The sequence below is a fragment of the Rhizobium sp. NPDC090275 genome, assembly GCF_044772225.1.
Lineage (GTDB): Bacteria > Pseudomonadota > Alphaproteobacteria > Rhizobiales > Rhizobiaceae > Rhizobium.
In genome coordinates this window covers 56,514-80,677 of the sequence record NZ_JBIVYL010000006.1, presented here as the reverse complement: position 1 = coordinate 80,677, position 24,164 = coordinate 56,514, and the positions used below count along the sequence as shown (strand labels likewise).

At 59.1% G+C, this 24,164-nt stretch carries 23 protein-coding genes and 1 pseudogene; 9 read left to right on the top strand and 15 right to left on the bottom strand.

What is annotated here, in order from left to right; translation table 11 throughout:
- Window positions 1–12 precede the first annotated feature (12 nt).
- The 3 genes and pseudogenes from tnpC (at window position 13) to ACIQUB_RS16555 (ending at window position 2,622) form a co-directional block, all read left to right on the top strand.
- Window positions 13–1,568, top strand: a pseudogene (tnpC, locus tag ACIQUB_RS16565) (IS66 family transposase).
- Complete coding sequence (locus ACIQUB_RS16560) at window positions 1,565–2,113, top strand: UPF0149 family protein (RefSeq protein WP_113237858.1); 549 nt, start codon at window positions 1,565–1,567, stop codon at window positions 2,111–2,113. Before tnpC ends, ACIQUB_RS16560 begins: the two are co-directional and overlap by 4 nt.
- Before the next feature lie 83 nt (window positions 2,114–2,196).
- Window positions 2,197–2,622, top strand: coding sequence for a sulfocyanin-like copper-binding protein (locus ACIQUB_RS16555; protein WP_402930704.1), 426 nt, complete (start codon window positions 2,197–2,199; stop codon window positions 2,620–2,622).
- Between the two features lie 91 nt (window positions 2,623–2,713).
- On the opposite strand, the gene ACIQUB_RS16550 is transcribed toward ACIQUB_RS16555, so the two are convergent.
- Genes ACIQUB_RS16550 through ACIQUB_RS16505 form a run of 10 tightly spaced genes read right to left on the bottom strand, consistent with a single transcriptional unit; the run spans window position 2,714 to window position 12,859 of the window.
- Window positions 2,714–4,168 carry an NAD-dependent succinate-semialdehyde dehydrogenase gene (locus ACIQUB_RS16550; RefSeq protein ID WP_402930702.1) on the bottom strand — a complete coding sequence of 485 codons (1,455 nt, stop codon included), beginning with the start codon at window positions 4,166–4,168 and terminating at the stop codon, window positions 2,714–2,716.
- The gene (locus ACIQUB_RS16545; RefSeq protein WP_402930700.1) at window positions 4,165–5,094 is read right to left on the bottom strand and encodes a 2-hydroxyacid dehydrogenase; all 930 of its coding nucleotides are present in this window, start codon (window positions 5,092–5,094) and stop codon (window positions 4,165–4,167) included. The genes ACIQUB_RS16550 and ACIQUB_RS16545 overlap by 4 nt, the downstream gene beginning before the upstream one ends.
- Window positions 5,095–5,101: 7 nt before the next feature.
- Window positions 5,102–6,427, bottom strand: a complete 1,326-nt coding sequence (locus ACIQUB_RS16540) for an NAD(P)/FAD-dependent oxidoreductase (RefSeq protein WP_402930698.1) — start codon at window positions 6,425–6,427, stop codon at window positions 5,102–5,104.
- 39 nt (window positions 6,428–6,466) lie between these two features.
- Window positions 6,467–6,820: a cupin domain-containing protein gene (locus ACIQUB_RS16535; protein ID WP_402930697.1), complete on the bottom strand. Its 354-nt coding sequence runs from the start codon at window positions 6,818–6,820 to the stop codon at window positions 6,467–6,469.
- Window positions 6,821–6,843: 23 nt separating this feature from the next.
- Window positions 6,844–7,524: an ABC transporter permease gene (locus tag ACIQUB_RS16530; RefSeq protein ID WP_402930695.1), complete on the bottom strand. Its 681-nt coding sequence runs from the start codon at window positions 7,522–7,524 to the stop codon at window positions 6,844–6,846.
- A 1-nt stretch (window position 7,525) separates the two neighbouring features.
- On the bottom strand, window positions 7,526–8,239 hold the full coding sequence (locus tag ACIQUB_RS16525; protein WP_402930693.1) for an ABC transporter permease: 714 nt from the start codon (window positions 8,237–8,239) through the stop codon (window positions 7,526–7,528).
- Window positions 8,240–8,298: 59 nt separating this feature from the next.
- Window positions 8,299–9,117, bottom strand: a complete 819-nt coding sequence (locus ACIQUB_RS16520; protein WP_402930692.1) for a transporter substrate-binding domain-containing protein — start codon at window positions 9,115–9,117, stop codon at window positions 8,299–8,301.
- A gap of 37 nt (window positions 9,118–9,154) precedes the next feature.
- Complete coding sequence (locus ACIQUB_RS16515; RefSeq protein WP_402930690.1) at window positions 9,155–9,928, bottom strand: amino acid ABC transporter ATP-binding protein; 774 nt, start codon at window positions 9,926–9,928, stop codon at window positions 9,155–9,157.
- A gap of 32 nt (window positions 9,929–9,960) precedes the next feature.
- Window positions 9,961–11,361 (bottom strand): aspartate aminotransferase family protein, encoded by a 1,401-nt coding sequence (locus tag ACIQUB_RS16510; RefSeq protein ID WP_402930688.1) that lies wholly within the window; start codon window positions 11,359–11,361, stop codon window positions 9,961–9,963.
- A 10-nt stretch (window positions 11,362–11,371) separates the two neighbouring features.
- Window positions 11,372–12,859, bottom strand: a complete 1,488-nt coding sequence (locus ACIQUB_RS16505) for an NAD-dependent succinate-semialdehyde dehydrogenase (RefSeq protein ID WP_402930686.1) — start codon at window positions 12,857–12,859, stop codon at window positions 11,372–11,374.
- Between the two features lie 136 nt (window positions 12,860–12,995).
- On the opposite strand from ACIQUB_RS16505, the gene ACIQUB_RS16500 reads away from it, so the two are divergent.
- Window positions 12,996–13,472 (top strand): Lrp/AsnC family transcriptional regulator, encoded by a 477-nt coding sequence (locus ACIQUB_RS16500; protein WP_402930684.1) that lies wholly within the window; start codon window positions 12,996–12,998, stop codon window positions 13,470–13,472.
- Between the two features lie 196 nt (window positions 13,473–13,668).
- Here ACIQUB_RS16500 and ACIQUB_RS16495 read toward each other — a convergent pair whose 3' ends face one another.
- Window positions 13,669–15,168 (bottom strand): FAD-dependent oxidoreductase, encoded by a 1,500-nt coding sequence (locus ACIQUB_RS16495; protein WP_402930682.1) that lies wholly within the window; start codon window positions 15,166–15,168, stop codon window positions 13,669–13,671.
- A gap of 134 nt (window positions 15,169–15,302) precedes the next feature.
- Here ACIQUB_RS16495 and ACIQUB_RS16490 point away from each other — a divergent pair, with 134 nt between their 5' ends.
- From ACIQUB_RS16490 to ACIQUB_RS16480, 3 genes are read left to right on the top strand one after another with little or no spacing between them, the layout of a single operon-like run.
- Window positions 15,303–16,304 carry an SIS domain-containing protein gene (locus ACIQUB_RS16490; RefSeq protein ID WP_402930680.1) on the top strand — a complete coding sequence of 334 codons (1,002 nt, stop codon included), beginning with the start codon at window positions 15,303–15,305 and terminating at the stop codon, window positions 16,302–16,304.
- Window positions 16,305–16,329: 25 nt separating this feature from the next.
- Window positions 16,330–17,040 (top strand): GntR family transcriptional regulator, encoded by a 711-nt coding sequence (locus tag ACIQUB_RS16485; protein ID WP_402930678.1) that lies wholly within the window; start codon window positions 16,330–16,332, stop codon window positions 17,038–17,040.
- 12 nt (window positions 17,041–17,052) lie between these two features.
- Window positions 17,053–17,991 carry an ornithine cyclodeaminase gene (locus ACIQUB_RS16480; protein ID WP_402930676.1) on the top strand — a complete coding sequence of 313 codons (939 nt, stop codon included), beginning with the start codon at window positions 17,053–17,055 and terminating at the stop codon, window positions 17,989–17,991.
- 18 nt (window positions 17,992–18,009) lie between these two features.
- Here the strand turns inward: ACIQUB_RS16480 and ACIQUB_RS16475 are convergent, their stop codons facing one another.
- From ACIQUB_RS16475 to ACIQUB_RS16465, 3 genes are all read right to left on the bottom strand, one after another.
- The gene (locus tag ACIQUB_RS16475; RefSeq protein WP_402930674.1) at window positions 18,010–18,798 is read right to left on the bottom strand and encodes an amino acid ABC transporter ATP-binding protein; all 789 of its coding nucleotides are present in this window, start codon (window positions 18,796–18,798) and stop codon (window positions 18,010–18,012) included.
- Window positions 18,798–19,712, bottom strand: a complete 915-nt coding sequence (locus tag ACIQUB_RS16470; RefSeq protein ID WP_402930672.1) for an amino acid ABC transporter permease — start codon at window positions 19,710–19,712, stop codon at window positions 18,798–18,800. Before ACIQUB_RS16470 ends, ACIQUB_RS16475 begins: the two co-directional genes overlap by 1 nt.
- 65 nt (window positions 19,713–19,777) lie before the next feature.
- Window positions 19,778–20,623 carry a transporter substrate-binding domain-containing protein gene (locus ACIQUB_RS16465; RefSeq protein WP_402930670.1) on the bottom strand — a complete coding sequence of 282 codons (846 nt, stop codon included), beginning with the start codon at window positions 20,621–20,623 and terminating at the stop codon, window positions 19,778–19,780.
- Window positions 20,624–20,887: 264 nt separating this feature from the next.
- Here ACIQUB_RS16465 and ACIQUB_RS16460 point away from each other — a divergent pair, with 264 nt between their 5' ends.
- Together ACIQUB_RS16460 and ACIQUB_RS16455 are read left to right on the top strand one after the other, a co-directional pair.
- Complete coding sequence (locus ACIQUB_RS16460) at window positions 20,888–21,976, top strand: LacI family DNA-binding transcriptional regulator (protein WP_402930668.1); 1,089 nt, start codon at window positions 20,888–20,890, stop codon at window positions 21,974–21,976.
- A 96-nt stretch (window positions 21,977–22,072) separates the two neighbouring features.
- Window positions 22,073–22,990 carry a PfkB family carbohydrate kinase gene (locus ACIQUB_RS16455; protein WP_402930666.1) on the top strand — a complete coding sequence of 306 codons (918 nt, stop codon included), beginning with the start codon at window positions 22,073–22,075 and terminating at the stop codon, window positions 22,988–22,990.
- 239 nt (window positions 22,991–23,229) lie between these two features.
- On the opposite strand, the gene ACIQUB_RS16450 is transcribed toward ACIQUB_RS16455, so the two are convergent.
- Window positions 23,230–24,138, bottom strand: coding sequence for an HNH endonuclease (locus ACIQUB_RS16450; protein ID WP_402930664.1), 909 nt, complete (start codon window positions 24,136–24,138; stop codon window positions 23,230–23,232).
- Between the last annotated feature and the right edge of the window lie 26 nt (window positions 24,139–24,164).

Below are 24,164 nucleotides of genomic sequence, written 5' to 3'. Positions count from 1 at the left end.
GTAGGTTTCGGCATGTCTCTTCCAACCGATCAACTCCCGCAGGACGTCGAGCAACTGAGCCGTATGGTTCTGGTCCGCGATGCCCGGATAGCCGACCTTCAGGAGGAAGTCGCCAGCCTTAAGCGGTTGATCCATGGCGCCAGATCGGAGATGCTTTCGACCATCGATCCGGCACAGGCGAGCTTTGATCTTGGCGATCTTTCGACTGTCCCGGTTGCTGCCAATGACGATCGACCCGACGGCTGCGAACAGGGGTTGCGATGCAAGCCACCCGCGGCCCGCAATATCGGCTTTCTTCCCAAACACCTGCCACGATACGATGTCGTCATCGAGCCGGAAAGTCATACCTGCTCCTGTTGCGGAGGCGGGCTGCATCGCATTGGCGAGACGACGAGCGAGGCGCTCGATGTCGTACCGGCCATCTTGCGCGTCAGACGGACCATTCGCCCCCGCTATGTATGCCGGGCCTGCGAGAATGGCGTCTTTCAGGCACCTGCGCCGGCACGCTTCATGGATGGCGGCATGGCGACGACGGCCTTTGCTGCCCATATCGTTGTTTCCAAATTTGCCTGCACCTGCCCCTCTATCGGCAGACACAGATCTTCGCAGCCTCGGGCGTCAGTCTCGATCGTGGGACGCTCGGCATCTGGGTGGCGCGCGTTGCCTGGTGGCTCAAGCCGCTTTACCACAGGCTCCTGGCCTTCATTCGCTCACAGCCAAGGGTATTCTCCGACGAGACGCGGTTGCCACGGCTCGATCGGGGGCGAAAGCGAACGAAAGTCTGCCAACTCTGGGCGCAGGCAGTAGATGATCGGCCATGGAACGGACCCGCCCCACCGGCGGTCGGTTATATCTTCTCCGAAAGCCGCAGCGCCCGTGAGGCGGAGCTTCAGTTGGCGGCCTTCGCCGGCGTTCTCCAAGTCGATGGATATACCGCCTACAAGACCCTTGCCAGACATCGTGGCAAAAGCAATTCCAGTCCTCTGAGACTGGCCTTCTGCCTGGCCCATGCCCGGCGTAAGTTCGTCGACGTGGTCAAGCTCACAGGGTCGCCGGAGGCGCTCACGATCGTCTCGATGCTGGCCGAGATCTATCGGAATGAGCGGGAGATTCGGGGGCAAAGCGCCGAGGACCGGCAAAGCATCCGGCAACTTCGCTCAGCTCCGGTCATGCGCCAGATTAAAACCCGCCTGCTTGAACTGAAGGACGACATCTCGACACAGTCCGCTCTGGCCAAAGCCATCAATTACATGCTGACGCACTGGACCGGTCTCACCGCTTTCCTTGACGACGGGACGATAGAGATCGACTCCAACATTGTTGAGCGTTCGATGAAGTCCGTTGCCCTGACGAGAAAGAATTCGATGTTCGTGGGTAATGTAAAAGGTGGCGAGACCTTTGCGATCCTGGCCTCTCTCGTTAACTCCGCCAAACTAAATGGGCTCGATCCACACACCTGGCTGGCCGATGTTCTCGAAAGGATCGTCTCGGGAAGCACCACGATCAACCAGCTCGAGACGCTGCTGCCCTGGAACTGGAAAGCCGATCGGGTCGGTCAAGCCGCATGATCCGACCAGCCGTTTCCTACGACGAACTCGACGAATACCTTCGCGGCGATGGCCACAACGACTACGTCGGGGTGAGCGCCATCGATGGGCTGGTCGCAGCCATTGTCGCCGGCCCGGTGAAGATCCTCCCGGAGACCTGGTTGCCGCACGTATTCGGGGGCTCAATACCGCAAACCAGGCCGGGCTCGATCGAGGAGCGGCTCGTCAATACAGTGCTCAACCGCCACGACGAAGTGGAAAGCCTGCTATGCGACGCCCCAGGGCACTACTATCCGATCTTCATGAACCACAAAGGCAAGACCATCGTCGGTCCCTGGGCGATCGGATTTTCCCTCGGCCTCGGTCTGGGCGGCGAAGCGTGGGCGCCGATCCTCCTTGCCACGCCAAAGCCGGTGATCGCCCCCATCATGGCCGTCAATCAGCAGCTCGCCAAACTCCTCATCCGGCTTTCTCCTCAGGAGCGGCGCAAAATAAGGGCGACGGCCCACCACCATATCTCATCCGCAGTGCTGCAGTTGCACGCCATCACAAGGCAGGCCAGATAACAGCGCTGCCGAAACCCGCACAAACGAAACCGATCCGCAAGATGGCCTGTTCGTTGCGCTTACGATTGAGGAGAAAGAGCCGCATGCTGAATTACAAGAGCATATTGAGCGTAGTCGCCGCACTTTGCGCTGCCACGCCGTCGTTCGCTGCAACGACTGTCAAGGCCATGGAAGACGGCGAAGGTGGTGGCGCCATGTCATTGACCGTCGATCAGCCGACCGTAAAGGCGGGCGATGTCGTGTTCCAGGTCCACAACGATGCGATGACCGAGGAACACGAGATGGTCCTCGTCAAACTCAAGTCTGCCGACCAAAAAGTGGCAGTTCTACAAGGCAAGCACCGTGTCGACGAACGGCAGCTCAAAAGCCTGGGGGAAGTATCTGAACTGAAACCAGGTACCGACGGGTCGCTGAAGGCAAAACTTACGCCCGGTTCGTATCTGCTTCTATGCAATATCAAAGGCCACTACGAGGCTGGAATGCATGCAACGTTGACGGCGGTCAAGTGATCGCAATGGTCGGCGGCTTTGATGTCGCCGACCCCTCGCAGCGACTTTAAACCGGCGTCCGTTTACGGCCGATAGATCAAAATGAATGCCCTTAGCTCAATCCACCAATGTGGAAACTCTTGGTCTCCAGATATTCTTCCATCCCCGCCTGAGCTCCCTCGCGCCCCAAGCCAGATTGCTTGATCCCGCCGAACGGTGCGACCTCAGTCGAAATCGCACCGGTGTTGAGCCCGACCATCCCAAACTCGAGCGCCTCTGCGACGCGCCAAGATCGGCTAAGGCCCTCGGTATAGAAATAGGCGGCCAGTCCATAGGGCGTTCCGTTGGCGATCGCGATCGCCTCTTCCTCCGTTTTAAAGCGGAATAGCGGCGCGACGGGACCGAACGTTTCCTCGCTCGCCAGGACCATGTCGACTGTCGCATCCGCAAGCACGATCGGGGTCGCATATTGCTCGCCCTTTGATACGACCTCGGCGCTTGCGATCACGCGCGCGCCTTTCTCGATTGCATCGGCGACATGTCGTTCGATCTTCGCGATGGCCGGCTGATTGATCATCGGGCCGATATCGACGCCGATATCGATCCCGCGACCGACGGTCATGGATCGGACGCGAGCGCTCAACTTTTCTGCGAAAGCGTCGTAGACACCGTCCTGCACCAGGATTCTGTTGGCGCAGACGCAGGTCTGCCCGCCATTGCGGAATTTCGATACGATCGCGCCGTCGACCGCCTTTTCGAGATCAGCATCATCGAAAACGATGAATGGTGCGTTTCCGCCGAGTTCCAAGCTCAGGCGCTTGACGCTATCGGCAGCACCGCGCATCAAAAGTGAACCGACGCGGGTCGATCCGGTAAACGAAATCTTGCGGACGATGGTGTTTTGCATCAGTTCATCGCCGATACCGTCGGGCATGCCGGTGACGACATTGATCACGCCCTTCGGAATTCCGGCCTGCTCGGCGAGATAGGCAAGAGCCAGGGCGGAGAACGGCGTTAGATCCGACGGCTTGATGACGATGGTACAGCCTGCGGCCAACGCCGGCGCCACCTTTCGAGTTATCATCGCGGTCGGAAAATTCCATGGCGTGATGATCGCACAGACGCCGACGGGTTCTTTGAGGACGACGATACGCCGGTCTGGTGTTGGTGAGGGTATCGTTGCTCCGTTTATCCGCCGAGCCTCCTCGGCGAACCATTTGACGAACGAGGCCCCGTAACGAATTTCACCGGCAGCCTCGGCAAGTGGCTTGCCTTGCTCGCTGGTCAGGATCAGTGCCAGATCGTCGATATTGGCGAGCAGAAGATCATGCCAGACCTCAAGTAGATGAGCACGCTCAGCGTGGGTCTTCTTTTTCCATGCGCCGAATGCCGAGGCGGCGGCCTCTATCGCACGACCTGTATCCGCCGCGGCCATATAGGGCACCGTGCCCAGAACCTCGAGCGTCGCCGGGTCACAGACGTCAATGCTTTTGCCGCTTTCAGCGCTGACCCACTGACCGTTGATCAGCGCCTGCTGCCTCAGCAGTTGCTTGTTCTTGAGGATCATGATGAGAAATCTTCCCTGTCGACAAGACCAATCGGCGCCCGGCCGGCCTGTAGCAATTTCAAGTTTTCGATCGTGGTCATCGCTGCCGATGCCGGCTGTGTGATGGCCGCGATATGCGGTGTGATGATCACCTTCGGATGCCTCCACAGTGGGTGATCCGAAGGAAGCGGTTCGGGATCGGCCACGTCGAGAAACGCCCCGGAAAGATGGCCCGTGTCGAGGGCGGCAACAAGGGCATCGCTGTCCAACTGACGGCCCCTGCCCGCGTGCACGATGCTCGTGCCGCGTGGCAATGCCGAGAACAGCCGCTCGTTCAAGATGCCCCTCGTCTCCGAGGTCAGCGGCAGCAGGCAGACGAGAATATCGGTTGCGCCCAACATTTCGTAGAGGCCATCCTGGCCGCGAAAGCATTCAACGCCATCGATCGATCTTGCCGATCGGCTCCATGCGGAAAGCTTGAAACCAAAGTCCTGGAGCTTGGCGAGCGCGGCCTGCCCGAGGACGCCTATGCCGAGGATCGACACCCGCCGGTCAGCCGGTTGGGCCTGAGGGACCACCTCACGCCACAGGCGCCTGCGTTGCTGATCGATGTAGACATGCAGATTGCGGTGAAGCGAAAGAACGGCCATCACGACATACTCGACGACCATGCGAGTAATGCCCTCATCGACCATGCGGATCAGCTTGACACCATATGGCAGTGAGCCATTCGAGAACTGATCGACGCCGGCGCCGATGCAGAACACCGCATCGAGGTTCGGATAGCGCGCGAGATCTTTCGGCGGCTTCCAGGTCATGATGTAGCGGACATCGTTCGGATCTACGACATCCAAGTCCATAGAAAACCGGACGCCATGAAGGTGCTCGGCAAATGCTCTTGCGAACACCGCACCGCGCTCCGCATCGCAGAGGAACAGAAAGGTCATATCCGTTTCACCGCTGCTTCACACGCCGCAGCGTCTTCTTGTCGTGCCGCTCGTACATCGAGTAGACGATCGGAATGAACCAAGGGCGTCCGCTATAGAAAGGGACGGCTTTGGGCGCAGGGTCGAAATCGAAAGCGCTGCGAGCCTGCTCCCTGTCGTCCAAGACCTTGAGGGCGGCCTTCTTTCCCAGCCAGCGGGCCCACACGACGCCCGAACCGCAATAGCCGGTGGCATAGATGGTGTTGCCTGTAGTGAAAATACGCGGGATCATGTCGCGGTGCATGGCGACGTAACCGAACCAGCTATGCGTCAGTCCGACGCCGGCGAGCTCGGGGAACAGGCGCGCGAGCTCCGCTTGCAAGTGCACCGTCGGCGCGCTTGGGTCGCCCTCTGTCGTTCCATCGCGGCCGCCGAAGAGTATGCGGGAGCCATCCGGTGACGGGCGGTAGTAGTAGCTCAGCTTGCGCTGGTCGCCGTGCATCATGCGCGCCGGCATCAGCCGATCCATGACGCTCTTGCCAAGCGGCTCCGTCGCAATGATCCGGCTGCGGACCGGAACCAAGCGGCGGCGCAGCCACGGGTCGAACCCGTCCGTATAACCATCGGTGCAGACGAGAAGGGTTTTCGCGAAGACCTCACCGCGTTCCGTACGCACCCTGACGCCGCCGGCCTCGTCGATGGAGCCTAGCACGGCAGTGTTTTCGTGGATCTCTGCATCCGTGGAAGCGGCGATCCTGATCATTCCGGCCAGAAGTTTGGCCGGCTGCAGGCCCCCGATGTCCTTTCGGACAAGGCCGCCGACATAGAGGTCCGTGCCGATGTATTTACGGACATCACCCTTATCCACCGCAAACGCCTCGATATCGAGCTTGCGATGGAGTAGATCCGCGTAGCGGCGCAGATCGCCGGTTTCTTCCAACGTCATCGCACCATCGAAGAGGCCCGATAGGAAAAAGTCGCAATCGAGCTTCTCTTCTTCCATGAAGCGCCAGAGATCTTCACGTGCTGTCTTCCCCTCGAGAAGGATGCCATCGGCGCGCTCTTCGCCGAACCGCTTGATCAGCTCTCTTCGGCTGGGTCGAATACTGCCGCTGGCCATGCCGCCGTTGCGGCTTGAGGCCGCCGCGCCAAGGGCTTGCCGATCGAAGAGCTGGACGTGGCGCCCGGCCCGCGCAAGCTCGATCGCGGCGGAAAGCCCGGTATATCCGCCACCGACGATGACGACGTCGCAGGTTGGACTTAGTGGTCGAACCGGCAATGACGGGAAGTCGCAATCATCCCACCAGTAAGGTGTCGATTGAACTGATGTCTGAGCGGATAGAGGCATGAGCATGTACCGTATCGATGTTGCGCGGAGGTGGTGCGGCGTGGATCAGCTGCGCTCGACCCACATCTTGCGGGTAGTCTCGATGACCTTCCAGACACCTTCGAAGCCGGGATGCATGACGAAGGAATCGCCAGCGCTGATACGGCGGGTTTCGCCGCCGTCTTCGGTCAGCTCGGATACGCCCGAGAGGATGTAGCAAAACTCGAATACCTTGCCCTTCATCGAACGATAAGCACCAGGCGTTGCCTCCCAGAGACCGCAGGACACCTGACCATCCTCAGTTTTCGCGATATCCCAGGAGAGAAAGCGTGGGTCGCCTTCGAGGAGCCGCTCCGGCAACGGCTGGCCTTTACGGGGCTCGGGAAGATTGTTCTGGTCGATGAATGTAAGCTTGGACATGACAGACCTTTCTGAGGACGTTGTTATCGGTTGAAGGACAGGCGCCGTTCGAGAATTTTCAACGATGTGAGCGTGACGATGTTGATGGCGAGATAGAAGGCGGCAGTGATGATGAAGATCTCCATGATGGCGAAGGTCTCGCTCATCAACCGCTTGGCATAGCCGGTGATCTCCAGAACTGTGATTGTCGAGGCGAGGCTCGATTCCTTGACGATGATCGCGACTTCGCTGCTGTAGGAGGGGAGCGCCTGGCGCAGCGCCAATGGAAACTTGATGCGCGTAAACACGTGCCACGGAGACATCCCGCAGGCTTCCGCCGCCTCGATGAGGCCTTTCGGCAAAGAGAGGAAGGCCGTGCGAAATATCTCGGCGGTGTAGGCGCCGGTGTTCAAGACCACGGCCAGGATTGCGGCGTTCAGTCCGCTGCCGATCATCCACCAGATCACTGGATTGTGGCGAATGAAACTCACCTGTGCCAGGCCGTAATAGATGATGAAGACCTGCACCAGCATTGGCGTGCCGCGGAAGATTGCGCAGTAGATATCGCAGGCTCGGCGGAGAAGATTGTTTTTCGAGCCGCGTCCGAGGCCGACCAGAACGCCGAACGGCAAGCCCAGCCCAACGCCAAAGACTGCGATCAGCAGCGTCACTTTCGTGCCGACAAGTAGAAACGGCACCGCGTAATCGATGATGCTGAAATCCATGTCAGCGCCCTCCGAAGCCGCGATTGAGGGAGCGTTCGGCTGCCGAAAACACCGACTGGCTGACCGCCGTCATGCAGAAGAACAGCACGGCCGCGATGCAATAGAAGAGGAGCGGCGAGCGAGTGATCCCGGCTGCGATCGCAGCAGTCCGCATCAATTCTTGCAAGCCGACGACCGAGATCAGCGACGTATCCTTGATGGTCATTTGCCAGACATTGTTGATACCACCAAGCGCCAGTCTCAGGGCAAGCGGAAGCGTCACGCGGAAGAAGGTGATGTTCCAGGGCAGAGCCAATGAATGCGCCGCCTCGAGCAGCCCACGTGGCACCGCCTCAAGTGCGCCCCTGATCACCTCGATGGAATAGGCACAGGAAATCGCCGCAATCGCGAGAACCCCGATGATAAACGGATAAGCGTTTTCGGTTGCCTGCTGGAAGCCGAAGACCGTGGTCACGGCCCTTATCCAATCGATTGATCCGAAGAAGAGCAGGTAGATAACCAGCAACCCCGGCACGCCGCGGATCGCGATGCTATAGCCATCGACGAACTGCGATACAACGGGGACCCGTCGCCAGCGCATGACGGCCAAAGGGGTTGCAACGATAAAGCCAAGCGCCATACCGAGAAGCCCGATAGCGATCGTCACAGCGCTGCCCTGAAGCAGAGCCAGTGCCCAACCGCGCTCTACCATCAAAACCCAGAAATCATTCAGCATAAGTACCATCCCATTGACCTGCCCCGACAAGGGCCGAGGCAGGTCGCCTTGTCAAAGGGTCACTTTTTGCAGGGGATGGTATAGTCGTCTTGGAACCAATGCATCGACGACTCCTTGACCTTTCCGTCATTGACCATCTTGCAAAGCGCTGCGTCGATCTTGGCCTTGAGTTCGGTGTTATCTTTACGCATGCCAACGCCCATGCCCTTTCCGAGCGTGGCAGGGTCGTCCATAGCCATGACCTTCACGTCGATCTTGGTGAAGTTCGCGCCATCGGGCGTGGCAAGAAAATCCTGCCAGGTTGGCGAGTCACCATAGGCGGCATCGATGCGGCCGCTCGAGAGATCGGCAAGCTGCTGCGTCGTGGCGTCGTAGGTCTTCAGGTCCGCGGAGGGGATGTTCTTCTGGACGAACTTCGCATAGGTCGTGCCCGTGACGACGCCAACGCTTTTCCCGTCAAGCGCCTTTTCGACTTCGGCAAGCGTCTTCAACTTGGCGAGAGGCGAATCCTTGGCGACGACGAAATACTGCGGCGTCGTCGCATATGGGATCGTAAAGCCGATCTTCTTGGCACGCTCCTCGGTGATGCTCAGACCGGAGATGATCACGTCGAAGCGATCACTGTCCATGGAGGGCACGAGCGAGCTGAAGGTCTGAACCACGAACTTGCACTTCACCTTGAGCTCGTCGCAGATGCCGTTGGCGATATCGGCGTCGAAGCCCGTCACGTTCCCGCTTGGATCGGCCATGCTGAATTTGGGCGCGTCACCTTCTGTCCCAATTCGAAGGACACCTTCTTCAGCGGATGCCGTGCTCGTCGCAGCTGCCAGAAGAAGGCTCGATGCGAGTGCGCCTTTGAAAAATTTGCTGCTGATCATTGCGTTACCCCTTTATGGTTTTTGTGGTGGCCTGCCTTTAGGCACTGGCCGGCATGACACTGGAAAGAAACTGCCTCACCGCTTGCGAAGCGGGATTGCGAAACAGTTCCTCCGGCGTATCGTCCTGCTCAAGGCGCCCCTTTTGCAGGAATATCATCCGGTTCGACACATCGCGCGCGAACCGCATCTCGTGAGTGACGAGGAGGATGGTCGCCCCCTCCTCCGCCAACGTTCGTATGACCTTGAGCACTCCCCCCACCAATTCCGGATCGAGCGCGGACGTTGGCTCGTCAAAGAGCATGAGCTTCGGGCGCATAGCCAGAACGCGGGCGATCGCCACACGCTGCTGTTGCCCACCCGAAAGTTGGTGCGGATACCGATCCCTGAACTCCGCCATGCCCACTTTGGAAAGGGCCGTGAGCGCAAGCTCGACAGCATCGTTCTTTGCGAGCTTCAGCACATAGACCAATGCTTCCGTGACATTGCCAAGTACGGTGCGATGTGGCCAGAGATTGAAATTCTGGAACACCATGCCGATCTGTCGACGAAAGCGCATGATACTCGCCGCACTGCTGACCGTGCGGCCTTGGTCACCGGAACTGACCGAAACGGCTTCACCGAGCACTTCGATCCGCCCCGAGCTCGGCGTCTCCAGGAAATTGACACAGCGAAGCGCCGTGCTCTTGCCGCAACCCGAGGAGCCGATAAGGGAGATCACCTCTCCCTGGCGCATACGGAAGCTGACGCCATCCAGCACCCGTGTCGTACCGAACGACTTGACGAGATCATGGACCTTCAGGACTTCTGTCATTCGCGCGGGCTCTCCAGTGGGGCGACCGTCCATTAGCTCTTCACGACGCCTTGGCTGTCGAGCTCCTTAAGGACTTCGTCGACGGCGGCCTTGGCAATCGCAACCATCTCATCGATTTCCGCTTCGGTCATGATCAGCGGCGGTGCAAAGCCGAGGATATCCCCATGCGGCATGGCACGCGCGATCAGATTGCGGTTGCGCGCAGCCTGGGATATCCGGGCACCAACCTTCAGCGCCGGGTCGAAGGCCAATTTGCTGCCGCGATCGGCAACGAATTCCACGGCGGCCAGCATGCCGACCCCACGCACTTCGCCGACGATCGGGTTTTGCTCGAAGGCGGCCTTGAGCCGTTTCATAAGATAGGCGCCCTTCTTTGCCGACTGCCCGGCAAGGTCCTCGCGCTCGACGATATCAAGGACAGCATTCGCGGCGGCGGCACCGATCGGGTGGCCCGAATAGGTATAGCCATGGGAGAAGGAGCCTACGCGAGGCGTGGCTTCCTCCATGACCTCATAGACTTTCTGCGACACGATCGCGGCAGACAGAGGCACGTAAGCCGAGGTCAACCCCTTGGCGACCGTGACCAGATCCGGCTTCATACCGTAGAGATCGGAGCCGAACATCGCGCCAGTGCGCCCGAAGCCACAGATGACCTCATCGGCGATGAGGAGAATGTCGTATTTCTCCAGAACAGCCTGAATCTTCGGCCAATATCCGGCAGGTGGCGGCGTGATCCCGCCGGTCCCGAGAACCGGCTCGGCGATGAACGCGCCGACCGTATCCGGCCCTTCAGCGATAATCAGCGCCTCGAGCTCATCGGCACGACGCTGCGAAAATGCCTCTTCGGTCTCACCTGGATGAGCGCCGCGATAATAGTGCGGAACGCCGGTGCGCAGGATTCCGGAAACCGGCAGGTCCATGTGATCGTGGTAGAAGCTCAGTCCGGTCATCGATCCCGAAACGATAGAGCAACCGTGATAGCCCCGCTCGCGAGCGATGATCTTCTTCTTGTGGGGCTTGCCGCGGAGGTTGTTGTAGTACCAGACGATCTTGGCCTGGGTCTCGTTGGCGTCCGAGCCGGAGAGGCCGTAGAAGACCTTGGACATGTTGCCGGGAGCCATCCGCACCAGTCGGTCCGACAGACGGGCAAGCTCTTCGGTCGTGTGGGCGGCGTAGGAATGATAGTAGGCTAGCTTGTAAGCCTGCCGCGCTATCGCCTCAGCCACCTCGGTGCGGCCATAACCGATATTGACGCAGTAGAGGCCAGCGAAACCATCGATATACTCACGACCGGTCGCGTCCTTGATATGGACGCCCTTGCCGGTCTCCATGATGGTCGGATCGGTGTCGCCGTTGGCATAATCCTTCAGATAGGTGAAGGGATGGAGAACCGTCCTGCGATCCATTTCGGCGATTTCAGCGATATCAGTCATCTTCATTTCCTTACGCGGCCAAGCCGCCAAAGCAGACGTATTTCAATTCCATGAATTCGTGCAGGCCATGCCGTGAACCCTCACGACCAAGCCCCGATTGCTTCCACCCGCCAAAGGGGATGGGGGCGCCGGTAAAAGAGGCGGTGTTGACGCCGACCATCCCGTATTCCAGCGCGTCAGACAGACGCATCGCCCGTTTCAGATCCTGCGTGTAGACATAAGCGGCCAAGCCCATCTCGCTGGTGTTCGCCGCCTGCCTCACCTCATCTTCGCTGCCGAACCTGAGCACCGGGGCAACCGGACCGAACGTCTCTTCGGTGACGATCAGCATGTCGGGACGAACGTTGACCAGAAGTGTCGGGGCAACGAAATTGCCGGCAGCTGGATCAGGTACGGCGCCCGCCAGCAGCGTTGCACCTCTTTCAAGGGCGTCGGCTATATGCGATCGGCATTTCTCGACCACGGATCGCTTTGTCATCGGGCCGATATCGACACCCGGTTCGAAACCCGGACCGATCTTGAGCTCGCCGACCCGCTTCAACAGACGCTCGACGAACGCGTCGTGGATGCCGTCCTGAACATAGATCCTGTTCGCGGCCAGGCAATCTTGGCCGGAAGTCGTGAACTTCGCCGCGACGCAGCCGTCGACCGCTTCGTCGATATCGGCGTCATCAAAGACGATGAACGGCGCGTGGCCCCCGAGCTCCATTGACACTTTCTTGACCGATTGCGCGGCTTTCCCGAGCAAGAGGCGTCCCACTTCGGTCGAGCCGGTGAAGCTGAACGCACGCACCCTCTCTTCGGCAAGCAATGCATCGGTTAGAAGCACCGCGTCACCGGTAACGACCTGAAATACGCCGGCCGGAAAACCGGCGCGGTGCGCAAGCTCGGCAAGCGCAAGTGCCGAAAGCGGCGTTTCGGCCGCCGGCTTCACGATGACAGGGCACCCGGCAGCAAGAGCCGCGGCAGCTTTGCGTGCAATCATCGCGCTTGGGAAATTCCACGGCGTGACGGCAACGCTGACACCGACAGGCTGCATGGAGACGAAGAGCCGGCTCGAAGGCTTGTGTGCGGGAATGGTCTCCCCGTAGGCGCGCTCGCCCTCAGCCGCAAACCACTCGATGAAATTGACGCCATAAAGGATTTCGGCTTCCGCCTCGCTAACCGGCTTGCCTTGCTCCGCCGTCAGGATGATGGCGAGGTCACGAGCGTGCTCGCGGATGAGCCCGGCCCAGTTCAGGAGAAGCTTTCCACGCTCACGCGCCAGAAGATCGCGCCAACTGGCGAATGCTCGCTCGGCGGCATCCACTGCCTGACCAAGCAGCGCCGTGTCGCAGTCTGCGACACGCGCGATTTCTTCCTCTGTCGCCGGATCGAGCACGCTCGTCGATGTCGCCGTCCCAACCCAGACGCCGTCAACATACGACCGATCACGGAGCAAGGTGGCATCTCCCAACCGCTTCAATGCACGATCTGCTGTCGGTATCGCGTTCAACATTTCGCCCCTCTTGTTTTATTCTGTTGCCAAGAAGCTTATGTGCAGGGCAGCGCTGTTATTCAGCAACATTGCTTGTCTTTGCTCAGAATTCCTGCTTTCTTTGGCTGACAGACGACGGAGACCTGCGAGAAATCCTATGCAGCTTGATCGACTTGATGCTCGGCTCCTCAGCATCCTCCAATCCCATAACCGCTACAGCACCGAAGAGTTGGGCACACTCGTCGGTCTTTCGGCGACAGCCGTGCAGCGCAGGGTAAAGCGTCTTCGCGAGGAAGGCGTGATCGAAGCCGATGTGTCGATTGTTAAACCAAAGACGATTGGACGCCCCATCGCGATGCTGGTCCTGGTCTCGCTGGAGCGCGAACGCGCCGACATCGTCGACCGCTTCAAGCAATCGATCCGCCAGACCCCGGAGGTCATGAACGGCTACTACGTGACCGGAGACTCTGACTTCGTGCTGATCGTAACCGCACGCAGCATGGAGGACTACGAAGGTTTCACGCGCAAGTTCTTCTACGAGAACCCCGACATCAAGGGTTTCAAGACCATGGTGGTCATGGACCGCGTCAAGGTGGGCTTTTCAGTACCTATCGACTTCGACGATTTCTCCTGAAAGTGCTACGGTTCACTCAAGTGGCAGTGTCGTCGGCTGCAGTTTCGTCACCAGTCCATCCTCCCTTGCAAATTGCAGTGTTCGCTTCAGGCGTAGCGTCGCAGCGACCGGGGAACATAGGTAGAGCTAATGTCAGCAGGCCTGGATAACAGTGAAGAGCAAAAAACTCTGGTGGAAACTGAGAACGATTTCATGCTCACCGAGTGGAATTTTTCTCCGGGTCGAGACCGAATTCCCAGCGCGCTTCGTCTATAAAGGCCGCCAACTGGGCGGCCGCTTCCGCAGGAGACCAGCCGAGGTGTGGCGCGGCTAGGTCTGCGGCGGCGCGCGCTTGAGACATGCCAAGGTCGGGTCCCCATCCAACAGACAGACGCCGACGCAAGATATCGGATAGCGTCCGCGCCTGCTCACTGCCTACGGCATGTGCTATTGATGCCTCGTTCACATCTTCCAAATTCGTGGAATCAGGTGCGGAGTAATTGGACGAAGGCGCCCGCAGCGACGGCGACAAACGGCGACCAACCGCGCGGGTGAGGCGCCTGCCGGCATCGCGATGTGTCATCAGCAGGCCACCCGTGAATGTGAAGAAATTCGGCAAACCGGAATCACTCAGATCGTGCTCCCGTACGCTTGATGATGCATTCTTGCCATCAACACCAAGGCTGCGCGGGCGCACGCCTGCCCAGGAATAAAGAACATCGCTGCGAGACAGACCAAAGCCCGGAAAGAACCGGCCGAGCTGATCGAGGATGGCGGATATCTCCGCATCGTTCGCACGGAATCCTTCCGGATTGCCATCCGACTTCGAGTCCCACGGGCCGACATAGTGCAAGTCGCCCCACGGAATTAGATAAAAAGGGGAACCGCTTGGCGTCACGGTCTCGAAACCCATGCCGGCAAGAGCCTTTGGCAGGCGTAGGGCGATGTTCGTGCCCTTCTCTCCCGTATTGCGGCGCAATTCCGGCTTGCCGGCAATCGCGATCATCTCGTCTACCCATACACCGGCGCAGTTGACCACCGCACGCGCCGTGACCTCGCGCGATCCCTTATCGTCGGTCAGTGTTGCTTGCCAGAGATCCCCCAGGCGGCGCAGGCCAGTCACCGCGGTGTAGTTGAACGCTTCCATGCCCATTGCTCGCGCCGCCATGACTGCATCGACGACGATGCGCTCGGGCCATCGGTACTGGTACTCGGTGAACATCATCGCCCCGCCAATCTCGTCGAGTCCAGCCATCCCTTGTAAAGCAGGATGCTCACGCGCCTCTGTCGGCTGCAGCAAGCGAAGATCGAGCGGAACTTTGCCGCCGTCGCTCGCCGCCATCAGGCGAAAGGCAAGCCAAGCCTTCCACCGCGGAATAGCGTTTTCTTTTGTCAGAGGCACGATGAAGGTCACCGGCTTGACCCGCTCCGGCGCTGCCTGGACGAACTCCGCCCTACCCTGCATCGAGCGGCGCATCAGGCTAAAGCACTCGATCGCATCGCGCGGCCGCGACAGGAAGGCGGTGATGGAGCTGCTGGCAGCCGAGAGATAGCCGAGCCCGCAATGCTGCAAGCGCGACGTCTTGCTCGATGTCCCCGACCCATAGTCACCGCGCTCGACTAGAAGCGTCCTAAATCCGGCCGCCGTCAGCTCCTGGCCGGCGGCCGCGCCAATGATACCGCCGCCGATAACGAGAGTGTCGTAGATGTCAGCCATAGCTGCGTCCATTCCTGCCGGTGTTGATATAATGTGAGAACGTTCGCAAAAAATTCTCCGAGCTGTCAAGACAGTTGACCACGAGATGATTTTATATAATACGTATTATAACGTCCTATTGAAAGGCAACCCCAATGGCCCTCCCCGACACCTTCGACTCCGGCGTCCGCGCCGCCCTTTCCGCGATCGATGCGGGCAGCGTAAAGCATGTATTCTTCATTGCCTGCGGCGGTTCGCTGTCGATCATGCACCCGGCAAAGTTTCTGCTAGACCAGCATTCCCCGCTGCCGTCCGACGTCTACAATGCGGCGGAGTTCACGGCGCGGGCGCCGCGTTCACTCGGAAAGGGTTCGCTGGTTATCCTGTGCTCCATGACTGGCACCACAAAGGAGACCACGGCTGCGGCAGAGTTCGCCCGCTCGAATGGTGCGACGACGATCGGCCTGACGGTCGAGCCAGCCTCGCCGCTCGCAAAGGCGGTCGATTACATCGTCGACTTCGAAGCCCCCTACACCACCGGCGTGCCGATCGATGCTGGTAACAGCAATTATTCGCGCATCTATCAACTTGTCATCGGCTTGGTCGCCAAGACCGGCGGTAAGGATCTGACGGCAACTCTGATCGACAGCCTGCAGAAGCTTCAGCCGGCTATCGACAAGGCGCACGAGACCTTCGCACCGATCTTCGCGGATTTTGCACCGCGCTTTGCCAAGGAAGACGTGATCTACACAGTCGCCAGTGGCGCGAGTTACGGCGCAGCCTACTCTTTCGCCATCTGCGTGCTGATGGAAATGCAGTGGATCAACAGCCAAGCGATCCATGCCAATGAGTTCTTCCACGGACCGTTCGAGGTCCTCGACAAGAATCGCTCCTTCATCCTCCTCAAGGGTGTCGACAGCACGCGGCCGCTTGAGCAGCGCGCCGACGAATTCCTTCATCGCTTTGGATCGGCGGAAAACATCCTGGTGCTCGACGCCGAAACGCTCGATCTCGAGGGCATCGACCCAGCTTTCCGCGGCAATCTAGTGCCGCTGATCTTCTTCGACACATTGTGGCGCTTCGCCTATAAGGTCGCTGAGCTGCGCAGCCATGAAATGCTTGAGGCGCGCCGCTACATGAAGAAGATCACTTACTGAACAGAGACAACCGGATCGGGGACGGATGGAAGACCAGGAAAACATCTTACCCCTTTACGAACAGGTTCGGCGCTCCATCCTGGCCAGCATAGACGCTGGCCAGTTCACGGAGAGTGGTTTTCTGCCGCCCGAACCCGAGCTGATGGCGCTCTATGGCGTCAGCCGCATTACGCTGAGGCGGGCTATCGGCGATCTTTGCGAAGCCGGCCGACTGCAGCGACAGCAGGGGCGAGGAACGCTCGTCCTGCCAGGCAAGGTGCGCCAGACGCTCGTCTCGCTTTCCGGGTTTTCCGAAACGATGGATGGTCTGGGGCGCAAGGCCGGGCATCGCATCCTCTTATGCGATGACAAGCCCGATGCGCCAACCGTGCGGGAGCGGCTCGGTGCCATCTCCCTCATCCGCTTTGATCGTCTGCTGGAAAACGACGGCATGCCGATGACGCTGGAGACGCTGTGGTTCGACGCGGCACGCTTTCCAGAAGTCGTCGCGCCTGTCGCCGCCGGCCAGTCCTTCTTCGCTGCCTTGCGTGATAAGGCCGGCGTCATTCCAGCCCATGCGGAGCGGCAGATCGATGTCGGTTTTGCAGCACCGGCCGAGCGCGCCATCCTGTCTGTCACCGCATCGCAGCCAGTCTATCGGATCGAAAAGACTGTGACGGACGCCGACGGCCGACCTCTAGCCCTCTCCCAGCTCATCACGCCGAGCAACCTCGTTACTTACACGATCAAGACCTGAAAGGCTCCTCACATGCAGGTTTTCGACGCCGATGCCGTCCATGCGGCCCTGTCCTGGCCAGTCCTCATTGAAGCGTTGCGCAAGGCGCATCTCGGTCCCATGCCGGCTTGCGAGGTCGTCGTGCAATCCGATCCCACCAATGGTGAGGGGCAGTTCGTCACTCTCCCCGGCTGGGCGCCAGGCGGTCCGATCGTAGTGAAGATGGTCGGCGTCTTTGCGCGGAACGCGTCCCTCGAGCCGCCGCAGCCCGCCGTACAAGGCTTGGTGGCCCTATTCGACGGCGCAACCGGCGCGCCGCGCCTGGCGGCCGACGGCGCAGCGATGACCGCACGCAAGACGGCAGCGGACTCCGCGCTTGGCGCAATGCTTCTCGCCCGTGATAACGTCGAGGACCTGCTCATCGTCGGCGCAGGGGCCCTCTCCCCTTATTTCGCAGAAGCGCATCTTGCCGCCCGTCCCTCGCTAAAGCGGGTCATCATCTGGAACCGGACTCCCGCCCGAGCTGCAGCCGTCGCGGATCACTTGCGGCAAAAAGGCATCGACATTTTCGTTACCGAAGATCTCGACTCCGCCGTGCGTGGCGCCGATATCGTTACTTGCGTCACCATGTCGGACAAGGCGCTGATCAAGGGCGCATTGCTACGGCCTGGCGCTCATCTTGATCTCGTCGGCGCCTATCTCCCGACCCTACGGGAGGCCGATGATGAAGCCCTGTCGCGCGGAACGATCTTCGTGGACAGCCGCAATAATATGACGGGCGGCGGCGATCTCTCTCAAGCGGTTGACTCAGGAGCCATCACTTGGGACGCGGTAAGAGGAGACCTCTTCGAACTCGTTCAGGGCAAAGCCACCGGTCGGACGTCACCCGACGAGATCACCATCTTCAAGAACAATGGCGGAGCGCATCTCGATCTCTTTACCGCCTCTGCGCTCGCGGACACAATTGGCTAATTCCGGCTGGTCGACGCTTCAGGCGTCGTCCAACACGCGCGCCAGGAAGGACTTGGTGCGGTCATGCTGCGGACGGGTCAGCACATCGACTGGCTTGCCCTGCTCGACGATGACACCGCCATCCATGAAGACCAAATGATCGGCGACATCCCGGGCGAACCCCATCTCATGGGTGACGACCACCATTGTCATCCCGTCGTTCGCCAGCTGGCGCATAACGGCCAGCACTTCGCCGACAAGCTCGGGATCAAGAGCAGAGGTTGGCTCGTCGAACAACATGACATCCGGCTTCATCGCCAGCGACCGGGCGATCGCGGCGCGCTGCTGCTGACCGCCTGAGAGCTGTGCGGGATAATAGCCCGCGCGTTCCTTCATGCCGACGCGCTCGAGAAGCACCATGGCCTCCTCTGTCGCCTTGGTGCGCGAGACACCTTTCACAAGCATCGGCGCCTCGATCACGTTCTCCAGAGCCGTCTTGTGCGGAAATAGATGAAACCCTTGGAACACCATTCCCATGCGCTGGCGCTGGCGGGCAAGTTCGTTGAAGTTCATTTCGTAGAGTTTGTCGCCCTTCCAGCGGACCCCGACCGGCTCGCCATGCAGGAAGACCGCGCCGCCAGTCGGCTTCTCCAGATAGTTCAGGCAACGCAAGAGCGTGCTCTTGCCCGAACCGGAAGGGCCAACGATGCAGGTGACGTCGCCTCGATTGACGGACAAATCGATACCGCGGAGCACTTCGAGATTGCCAAAACTCTTGTAAAGGCGTTCGACCTTCAACAGCGGTTCGCTATTCGTCTTCCCGCTCATCAGATTGCCTCCTGCTGGCGCCCGAATAAGTTGAAGAAGCCAACGGCTTTCTTCGTGTCGGTGTTATGTTCGGATTTCAGCCTGTGCTCAACGGCGTGTTCCACCACGGTAAGGATAGTCGTCAGCACGAGGTACCAGATTGTCGCGACGAGCAGCAACGGCACGGTTTGGTAGGTGCGTGCGTAGACCATCTGTGCGGAATAGAGCAGGTCCGGCAGGGCCAGCACGGAGACGAGAGAGGTGAACTTCAGCATCGAGATCGTGTCGTTACCGATGGGCGGGATTACGATGCGCAGCGCTTGGGGTAGCACGATACGGCGTAGCGTCTGGCCCCGTGTCAAGCCGAGTGTTGCCGCCGCCTCGGTCTGGCCAGCGTTGATCGCCTGGATACCGGCGCGGATCATCTCCGCAGCATAGGCGCTTTCGGTGAACGCAAGTCCCATGATCGCGGCGCTGAACGGCGTGATCAGCTCGTTTGTATTCCAAGAAAAGAGCTTGGGTCCGTCAAAGGGGATCCCAATTGAGACCTCCGGCAACAGAAGCGCCAGATTATACCAGAAGATCATCTGCACCAGTGGCGGCACGCCGCGGAAGAACCAGATCCAGGCCCAACTCGCCGCTTGGAATACCTGGCTTGACGACAGGCGCATGATCGCCAGCAGCACGCCGATCGCAAGCCCGATGACCATGGCGAGCACTGTGAGGACAAGTGTCATACCGAGGCCAGAAAGGATAGCCGGGTTCAGCACGTACTGGCCGACCACGCTCCACTGCATGTTCTGATTGGTTACCAGCACCTGCAGGAAGATGATGGCGAACACCGCGAGAAGAATGCCGCCGAGCCAATGACCGACCCTGGGTACAGCGATTGGCTTGAGTTCGTGGATTGAGGGGCGGTTCGGGTGGTCGGACATGGAGGCTCTTTCTGCAGTGGCAAGCGCCGGCCGATCCGATAAGAACAGATGGCCGGCGCTGATTGTTAGAGATCTGCCGGGTGTTCTTCGGTGATCAGGAGCGCCTTTTTCAGAACACCAGAGTCGTTGATGCCCCACTTGGTCATGATCTTTTCATAAGAGCCATCGTCGATCATCGACTGAATGGCATCGGTCATGATTTTCCCGAGCGGATCGCCCTTGCGTACGCCAATGCAGCTATTGACAGCCGCAAGCACGAGTTCCGACACCTTCATGTCGCCGGTCTGCTTGGCCATGTAGGCTAGCTTGACCGAGGCCGCGGCCGTAGCCTGGGCGCGATTGGAGCGTACAGCGAGTTCGGCCTGCGCCTGGGTGCCGTGGGTTTGTACGGTGACCGGCTTATCCTTGCATTCGTTGGCGTTGAGCTTTTCCATCAGGTCAAGGTCCCAGGAACCGTTCAGGACAGCGATCGTCAGGCCGCAGACTTCGGAGGTATTCTTGATGTCGAGCTTGCTGGCTGCAGGATAGGCGAGCGAGGTGCCGATCTTGCGCTGGGACACAAAGTCGATCGTCTTCAGGCGTTCGGCCGTGGTGCCAAAAGAGGAGAAGCCGGCGTCGAACCGTTTAGCCATCAGACCCGGGATGATCGCGTCAAAGCTCGTGCCTTCGAAGGTGAAGGGAACGCCGAGGCGATCTTCGATCTCCTTCGCGATATCAACGCTCCAACCTTTCAGCTGCCCGTCGGCATCGGTGAATTCGTCAGGTGCCCAATCGTTGAATACAGCGGCTTTGATGCCCTTTTCCTTATACTGCGCCGGCAGCGCGTCGTGCAGGGCAGGAATAACATCGGCAAATGCTGGACAAGACAGCATGGCTGCCAGAGCACATCCGGTAAACAATGACTTCAGCATTTAAACCCTCCTTTTGAATGGGCATTTTCCCATCGTTGTCGTTCCCTCATTCCCTGCCATAGGAAATCCATCGGCGAGAACGTTCTCACATATCAGACACGGAGATTGGCAGCTCGTCAAGCGCTGCATCGCTATAATTACTCGATCGTCTCGTTGAAATCGGCCTCGAATGCTTCTAGAGCTTCGATGACGGTCGCTTTCCGTTGCCATCCGATAATCAGATTTTTCTCTGCTTTGATCGGTTATTGTGAGAAGGAATGAGCTATGAGCTCTAAGAGCAAGGCGACGATCGCTGATGTCGCGCGGGCCGCAGGCGTGTCGACCGCGACGGCTGGCCGCGTGCTGGGACATTACGGATATACCAGCGAGGAGAAAAGAGAGCAGGTACTTAAGGCCGCGCAAGATCTCGGATACCGACCGAACGCGCTCGCCCGCAGCCTGATCACCGGAAAGACGCGGACGCTCGGTGTGGTCGCCGGCGATATTCAGAACCCGTTCTACGCCTCCGTCATCCGTGGCATCTCCAACGTCGCAGATGCTAACGGCTTTGGCCTGCTGATCACCAATAGCGACGAAATTCCGGCACACGAAGTCCACGCCGTCGAGCTTTTGGCACAAAAGCAGGTCGACGGGCTGATCGTTACGCCAATCGATACGCGCAAGGCTCGCCACCTATTCAATATCAAAGCTATGGGCATGCCACTTGTGTTGATTGATCGCGCCGTCGGCGGGCTTATGGTCGACCGGGTCGCGACGGACAATATCGCAGCTGCCGAACAGGCCGTCCGCCATCTAATTGGCGAAGGCCACCGGCGTATCGGCATCGTCGCGGAACTTGTCAATGAGAATTTCATGACCCTCGACGACTTCGTGAGCCATGCGATCGCCGGCGATCCGATCGAAAGTGAAACGCTTTATCCAAGCTGGCAGAGGCTTCTTGGTTACATTCGTGCCCATCGCATCGCTGGCCTGACCGTCGACCCTCGCCTTATCATGCGCGCCGGCAGCTACTCCGCCCAGGCGGCGCAGGACGTTGTTCCCCCCGTCATGACCAGCCCTTATTCACCAACGGCACTCTTCACGACCGACGGCACCATGTCAGAGGGCTCCATGCGCGCGCTTACGATGCTGAAGCTTTCTGTACCGGAGGATCTGTCGCTAGTTTGCTTCGATGACCTCGACTGGATGAGTTTCCTGCGCCCCGGCATCACTACCGTATCCCAGCCGCGACTGGCCATGGGTGAAGCTGCTGCCCGCATGTTGCTCGAGCGGATACGTGGCGAAGAATACCCAAGCCGCACTGTCCTTATGCCGGCCGAGTTGATCGTACGCGGCTCTGTTTCCCGCGTCTAAAACGACCATCAAAACTCCCGCGCAGAACAAAGAATTTGCAATACTAAGCAATCGGCCCTAAATGAGAACGTTCTCATTACTCTCTCAGGATCGTTGATGTTCGCTCCCGTTCGAATCTTAGCCTTTGGTGACAATGTCGTTGATTGTTATCGCGACCAAGGCCTGATGTATCCTGGTGGAAATTGCGTAAACCACGCAGTCTTTGCTAAGCGCGCCGGGGCCGAGACAGCGTACATCGGTGCAGTCTGTGATGACGATGCGGGGCGGTTGATCAGGGCTTCACTTGACGCCGAGGGCGTCGATACCTCCTTGATGAGGACCGCTGAGGGTCAAACGGCGTACTGCGTGATCGAGACCGAAGATGGAGACCGGGTATTCGTGGGCGCCAATCTCGGTCCATCGATTATCGCCCCCAATGCTGGTGACTTGGCACGGATCGGTGACTTCGATGCCGTTCACACCGGTCGCTCGAGCCATGTAGATGCCTGGCTTCCCCGTTTTGCCGCAAAAGCAAAAGTGTCCTATGACCTTGCCACAGTCCACCACCTGGACCGGGTGGCGACTGTAGCACCGCATTGCTTCCTGTTAGCGTTTTCGGGTGGTGGCCTATCAAGACAAGAGGCCGTAGCGCTTGCGGGGACTGCTCGAGACCACGGGGCGCAGTGGAGCCTGGTAACACGGGGAGGCGAAGGCGCGCTGCTCATCGGCGAGGCCGGACTTTTCGAGGTCCCCGTTCAGCCCGTCGATGCGGTGGATACGCTGGGCGCCGGCGACACCTTCATCGCCAGTGTGCTGGTTGGTCTGCTAAGAGGCGACGACCCCGATACGCTACTTGCCGCTGCAGCGGCAGCCGCCGCCGAAACCTGTCTGACGCCGGGCGCTTTCGGCTATTCAGCAACAATGTTGGTTGATCTTCACAACATGATGACGCTTGAGCAGGTCTACGCCACTACCAGACCGGCAGCCGATCACAATGACGTCCAAATTGCCGACATCGACTCCAATATAGATTGATTGCAGTTTTGCTGCCTTCTGCCGCTATTTCAACGCACTGAGATTGTGTTCTTGAAGGGGATCGAACCGTCGCCCCTTCCCTCGCAAAACGCTATCTGTCTGAATTTCAGAGAAGAAGAGGATGCAGCGGCCGTAAATGACGGCAGTTGCAAAGCCGCCATAAGCTCTGTTGTTCTGGGGAATGAATGTGGTGGTATTCCCTTGTGCCATCAACACACCACAAGAGAACTTACCGGCAACTACGTCCCGTTGGCCTTTATTAGCGCCCGCAGCTCAACAACACTCAAGCATCGGGGGCCGTAGTGCGCCATGCGGTGGCAATTTGCGCAGAGCATTGCAAAATCTGCTACCCCTGTCGGAGCGTTCACGCCTTCACGCTTTGAAAGCGGATCAACGTGATGCGCTTCGATGAATCCCTTACCATGGGTGCCGTAGGTTTTTTCGAAATCGAAGTTACAGACCTCGCAGACCAAGGGTTTTCTGGAATCCTTAGCAAGCTTGACGATCGCCTTACTTCTCTGGATGATTCCAATTTCCTTGATGATCCGCTTCCCTTCTTGAACAGACGGGTAAACATCGGGGGAGCCCTCTAATTCTGGCACCTTACCGCGATTGATCACGACCTCGAAGCCAAGCGCGCGCATGTCCTCCTCGGCATTCTTATAGCCGTAATGCCGGTGGTTTGCGGTCGGCTGGTGTGCGGCACCATACAGAGCCTTCAGCGGATAATCGATGCCACCCTCGCGGATGTAGCGCGACTTTGGCTGATACCCTTCGGTGTATTTATCGAGGAAGGCTTTGGTACCGATCTCACGGTATTCTCCCATTGCCGCTTCGACACTCTCCCGCGTGGGTAGCTCAATCGGCGATCGTTTGGGATCATCCTTGGGCACGATATCAAAGAAACCTAGCTTCCGGAGATGGAGAATCCCCTGCCGATAGTCCTTCCTGCTGGGGTCTGCATTAGGCATGTGGGCGGCAACCCAGATTGCCTTCATGGGATAAAGCTTGCCGTTGACACGAAGCAGCCACCTGTCTGGAGCGTAACCCTTCTCATACTTATTTAGGAACGGACCGTCTCCGATACGGTCGTATTCGGCCAGTATCTTTTCGACGCTCTCGCGCGTCGGCTTCTTTTCTCCAACCATAAAATCTCAACCCTTAGAATCGTTTC

What these genes read in the sequence shown, in the direction of transcription:
- ACIQUB_RS16560 (WP_113237858.1), top strand. Translation starts at nt 1,565, where the DNA reads ATGATCCGACCAGCCGTTTCCTACGACGAACTCGACGAATACCTTCGC.
- ACIQUB_RS16555 (WP_402930704.1), top strand. Translation starts at nt 2,197, where the DNA reads ATGCTGAATTACAAGAGCATATTGAGCGTAGTCGCCGCACTTTGCGCT.
- ACIQUB_RS16550 (WP_402930702.1), bottom strand. Translation starts at nt 4,168, where the DNA reads ATGATCCTCAAGAACAAGCAACTGCTGAGGCAGCAGGCGCTGATCAAC.
- ACIQUB_RS16545 (WP_402930700.1), bottom strand. Translation starts at nt 5,094, where the DNA reads ATGACCTTTCTGTTCCTCTGCGATGCGGAGCGCGGTGCGGTGTTCGCA.
- ACIQUB_RS16540 (WP_402930698.1), bottom strand. Translation starts at nt 6,427, where the DNA reads ATGCTCATGCCTCTATCCGCTCAGACATCAGTTCAATCGACACCTTAC.
- ACIQUB_RS16535 (WP_402930697.1), bottom strand. Translation starts at nt 6,820, where the DNA reads ATGTCCAAGCTTACATTCATCGACCAGAACAATCTTCCCGAGCCCCGT.
- ACIQUB_RS16530 (WP_402930695.1), bottom strand. Translation starts at nt 7,524, where the DNA reads ATGGATTTCAGCATCATCGATTACGCGGTGCCGTTTCTACTTGTCGGC.
- ACIQUB_RS16525 (WP_402930693.1), bottom strand. Translation starts at nt 8,239, where the DNA reads ATGCTGAATGATTTCTGGGTTTTGATGGTAGAGCGCGGTTGGGCACTG.
- ACIQUB_RS16520 (WP_402930692.1), bottom strand. Translation starts at nt 9,117, where the DNA reads ATGATCAGCAGCAAATTTTTCAAAGGCGCACTCGCATCGAGCCTTCTT.
- ACIQUB_RS16515 (WP_402930690.1), bottom strand. Translation starts at nt 9,928, where the DNA reads ATGACAGAAGTCCTGAAGGTCCATGATCTCGTCAAGTCGTTCGGTACG.
- ACIQUB_RS16510 (WP_402930688.1), bottom strand. Translation starts at nt 11,361, where the DNA reads ATGACTGATATCGCTGAAATCGCCGAAATGGATCGCAGGACGGTTCTC.
- ACIQUB_RS16505 (WP_402930686.1), bottom strand. Translation starts at nt 12,859, where the DNA reads ATGTTGAACGCGATACCGACAGCAGATCGTGCATTGAAGCGGTTGGGA.
- ACIQUB_RS16500 (WP_402930684.1), top strand. Translation starts at nt 12,996, where the DNA reads ATGCAGCTTGATCGACTTGATGCTCGGCTCCTCAGCATCCTCCAATCC.
- ACIQUB_RS16495 (WP_402930682.1), bottom strand. Translation starts at nt 15,168, where the DNA reads ATGGCTGACATCTACGACACTCTCGTTATCGGCGGCGGTATCATTGGC.
- ACIQUB_RS16490 (WP_402930680.1), top strand. Translation starts at nt 15,303, where the DNA reads ATGGCCCTCCCCGACACCTTCGACTCCGGCGTCCGCGCCGCCCTTTCC.
- ACIQUB_RS16485 (WP_402930678.1), top strand. Translation starts at nt 16,330, where the DNA reads ATGGAAGACCAGGAAAACATCTTACCCCTTTACGAACAGGTTCGGCGC.
- ACIQUB_RS16480 (WP_402930676.1), top strand. Translation starts at nt 17,053, where the DNA reads ATGCAGGTTTTCGACGCCGATGCCGTCCATGCGGCCCTGTCCTGGCCA.
- ACIQUB_RS16475 (WP_402930674.1), bottom strand. Translation starts at nt 18,798, where the DNA reads ATGAGCGGGAAGACGAATAGCGAACCGCTGTTGAAGGTCGAACGCCTT.
- ACIQUB_RS16470 (WP_402930672.1), bottom strand. Translation starts at nt 19,712, where the DNA reads ATGTCCGACCACCCGAACCGCCCCTCAATCCACGAACTCAAGCCAATC.
- ACIQUB_RS16465 (WP_402930670.1), bottom strand. Translation starts at nt 20,623, where the DNA reads ATGCTGAAGTCATTGTTTACCGGATGTGCTCTGGCAGCCATGCTGTCT.
- ACIQUB_RS16460 (WP_402930668.1), top strand. Translation starts at nt 20,888, where the DNA reads ATGAGCTCTAAGAGCAAGGCGACGATCGCTGATGTCGCGCGGGCCGCA.
- ACIQUB_RS16455 (WP_402930666.1), top strand. Translation starts at nt 22,073, where the DNA reads ATGTTCGCTCCCGTTCGAATCTTAGCCTTTGGTGACAATGTCGTTGAT.
- ACIQUB_RS16450 (WP_402930664.1), bottom strand. Translation starts at nt 24,138, where the DNA reads ATGGTTGGAGAAAAGAAGCCGACGCGCGAGAGCGTCGAAAAGATACTG.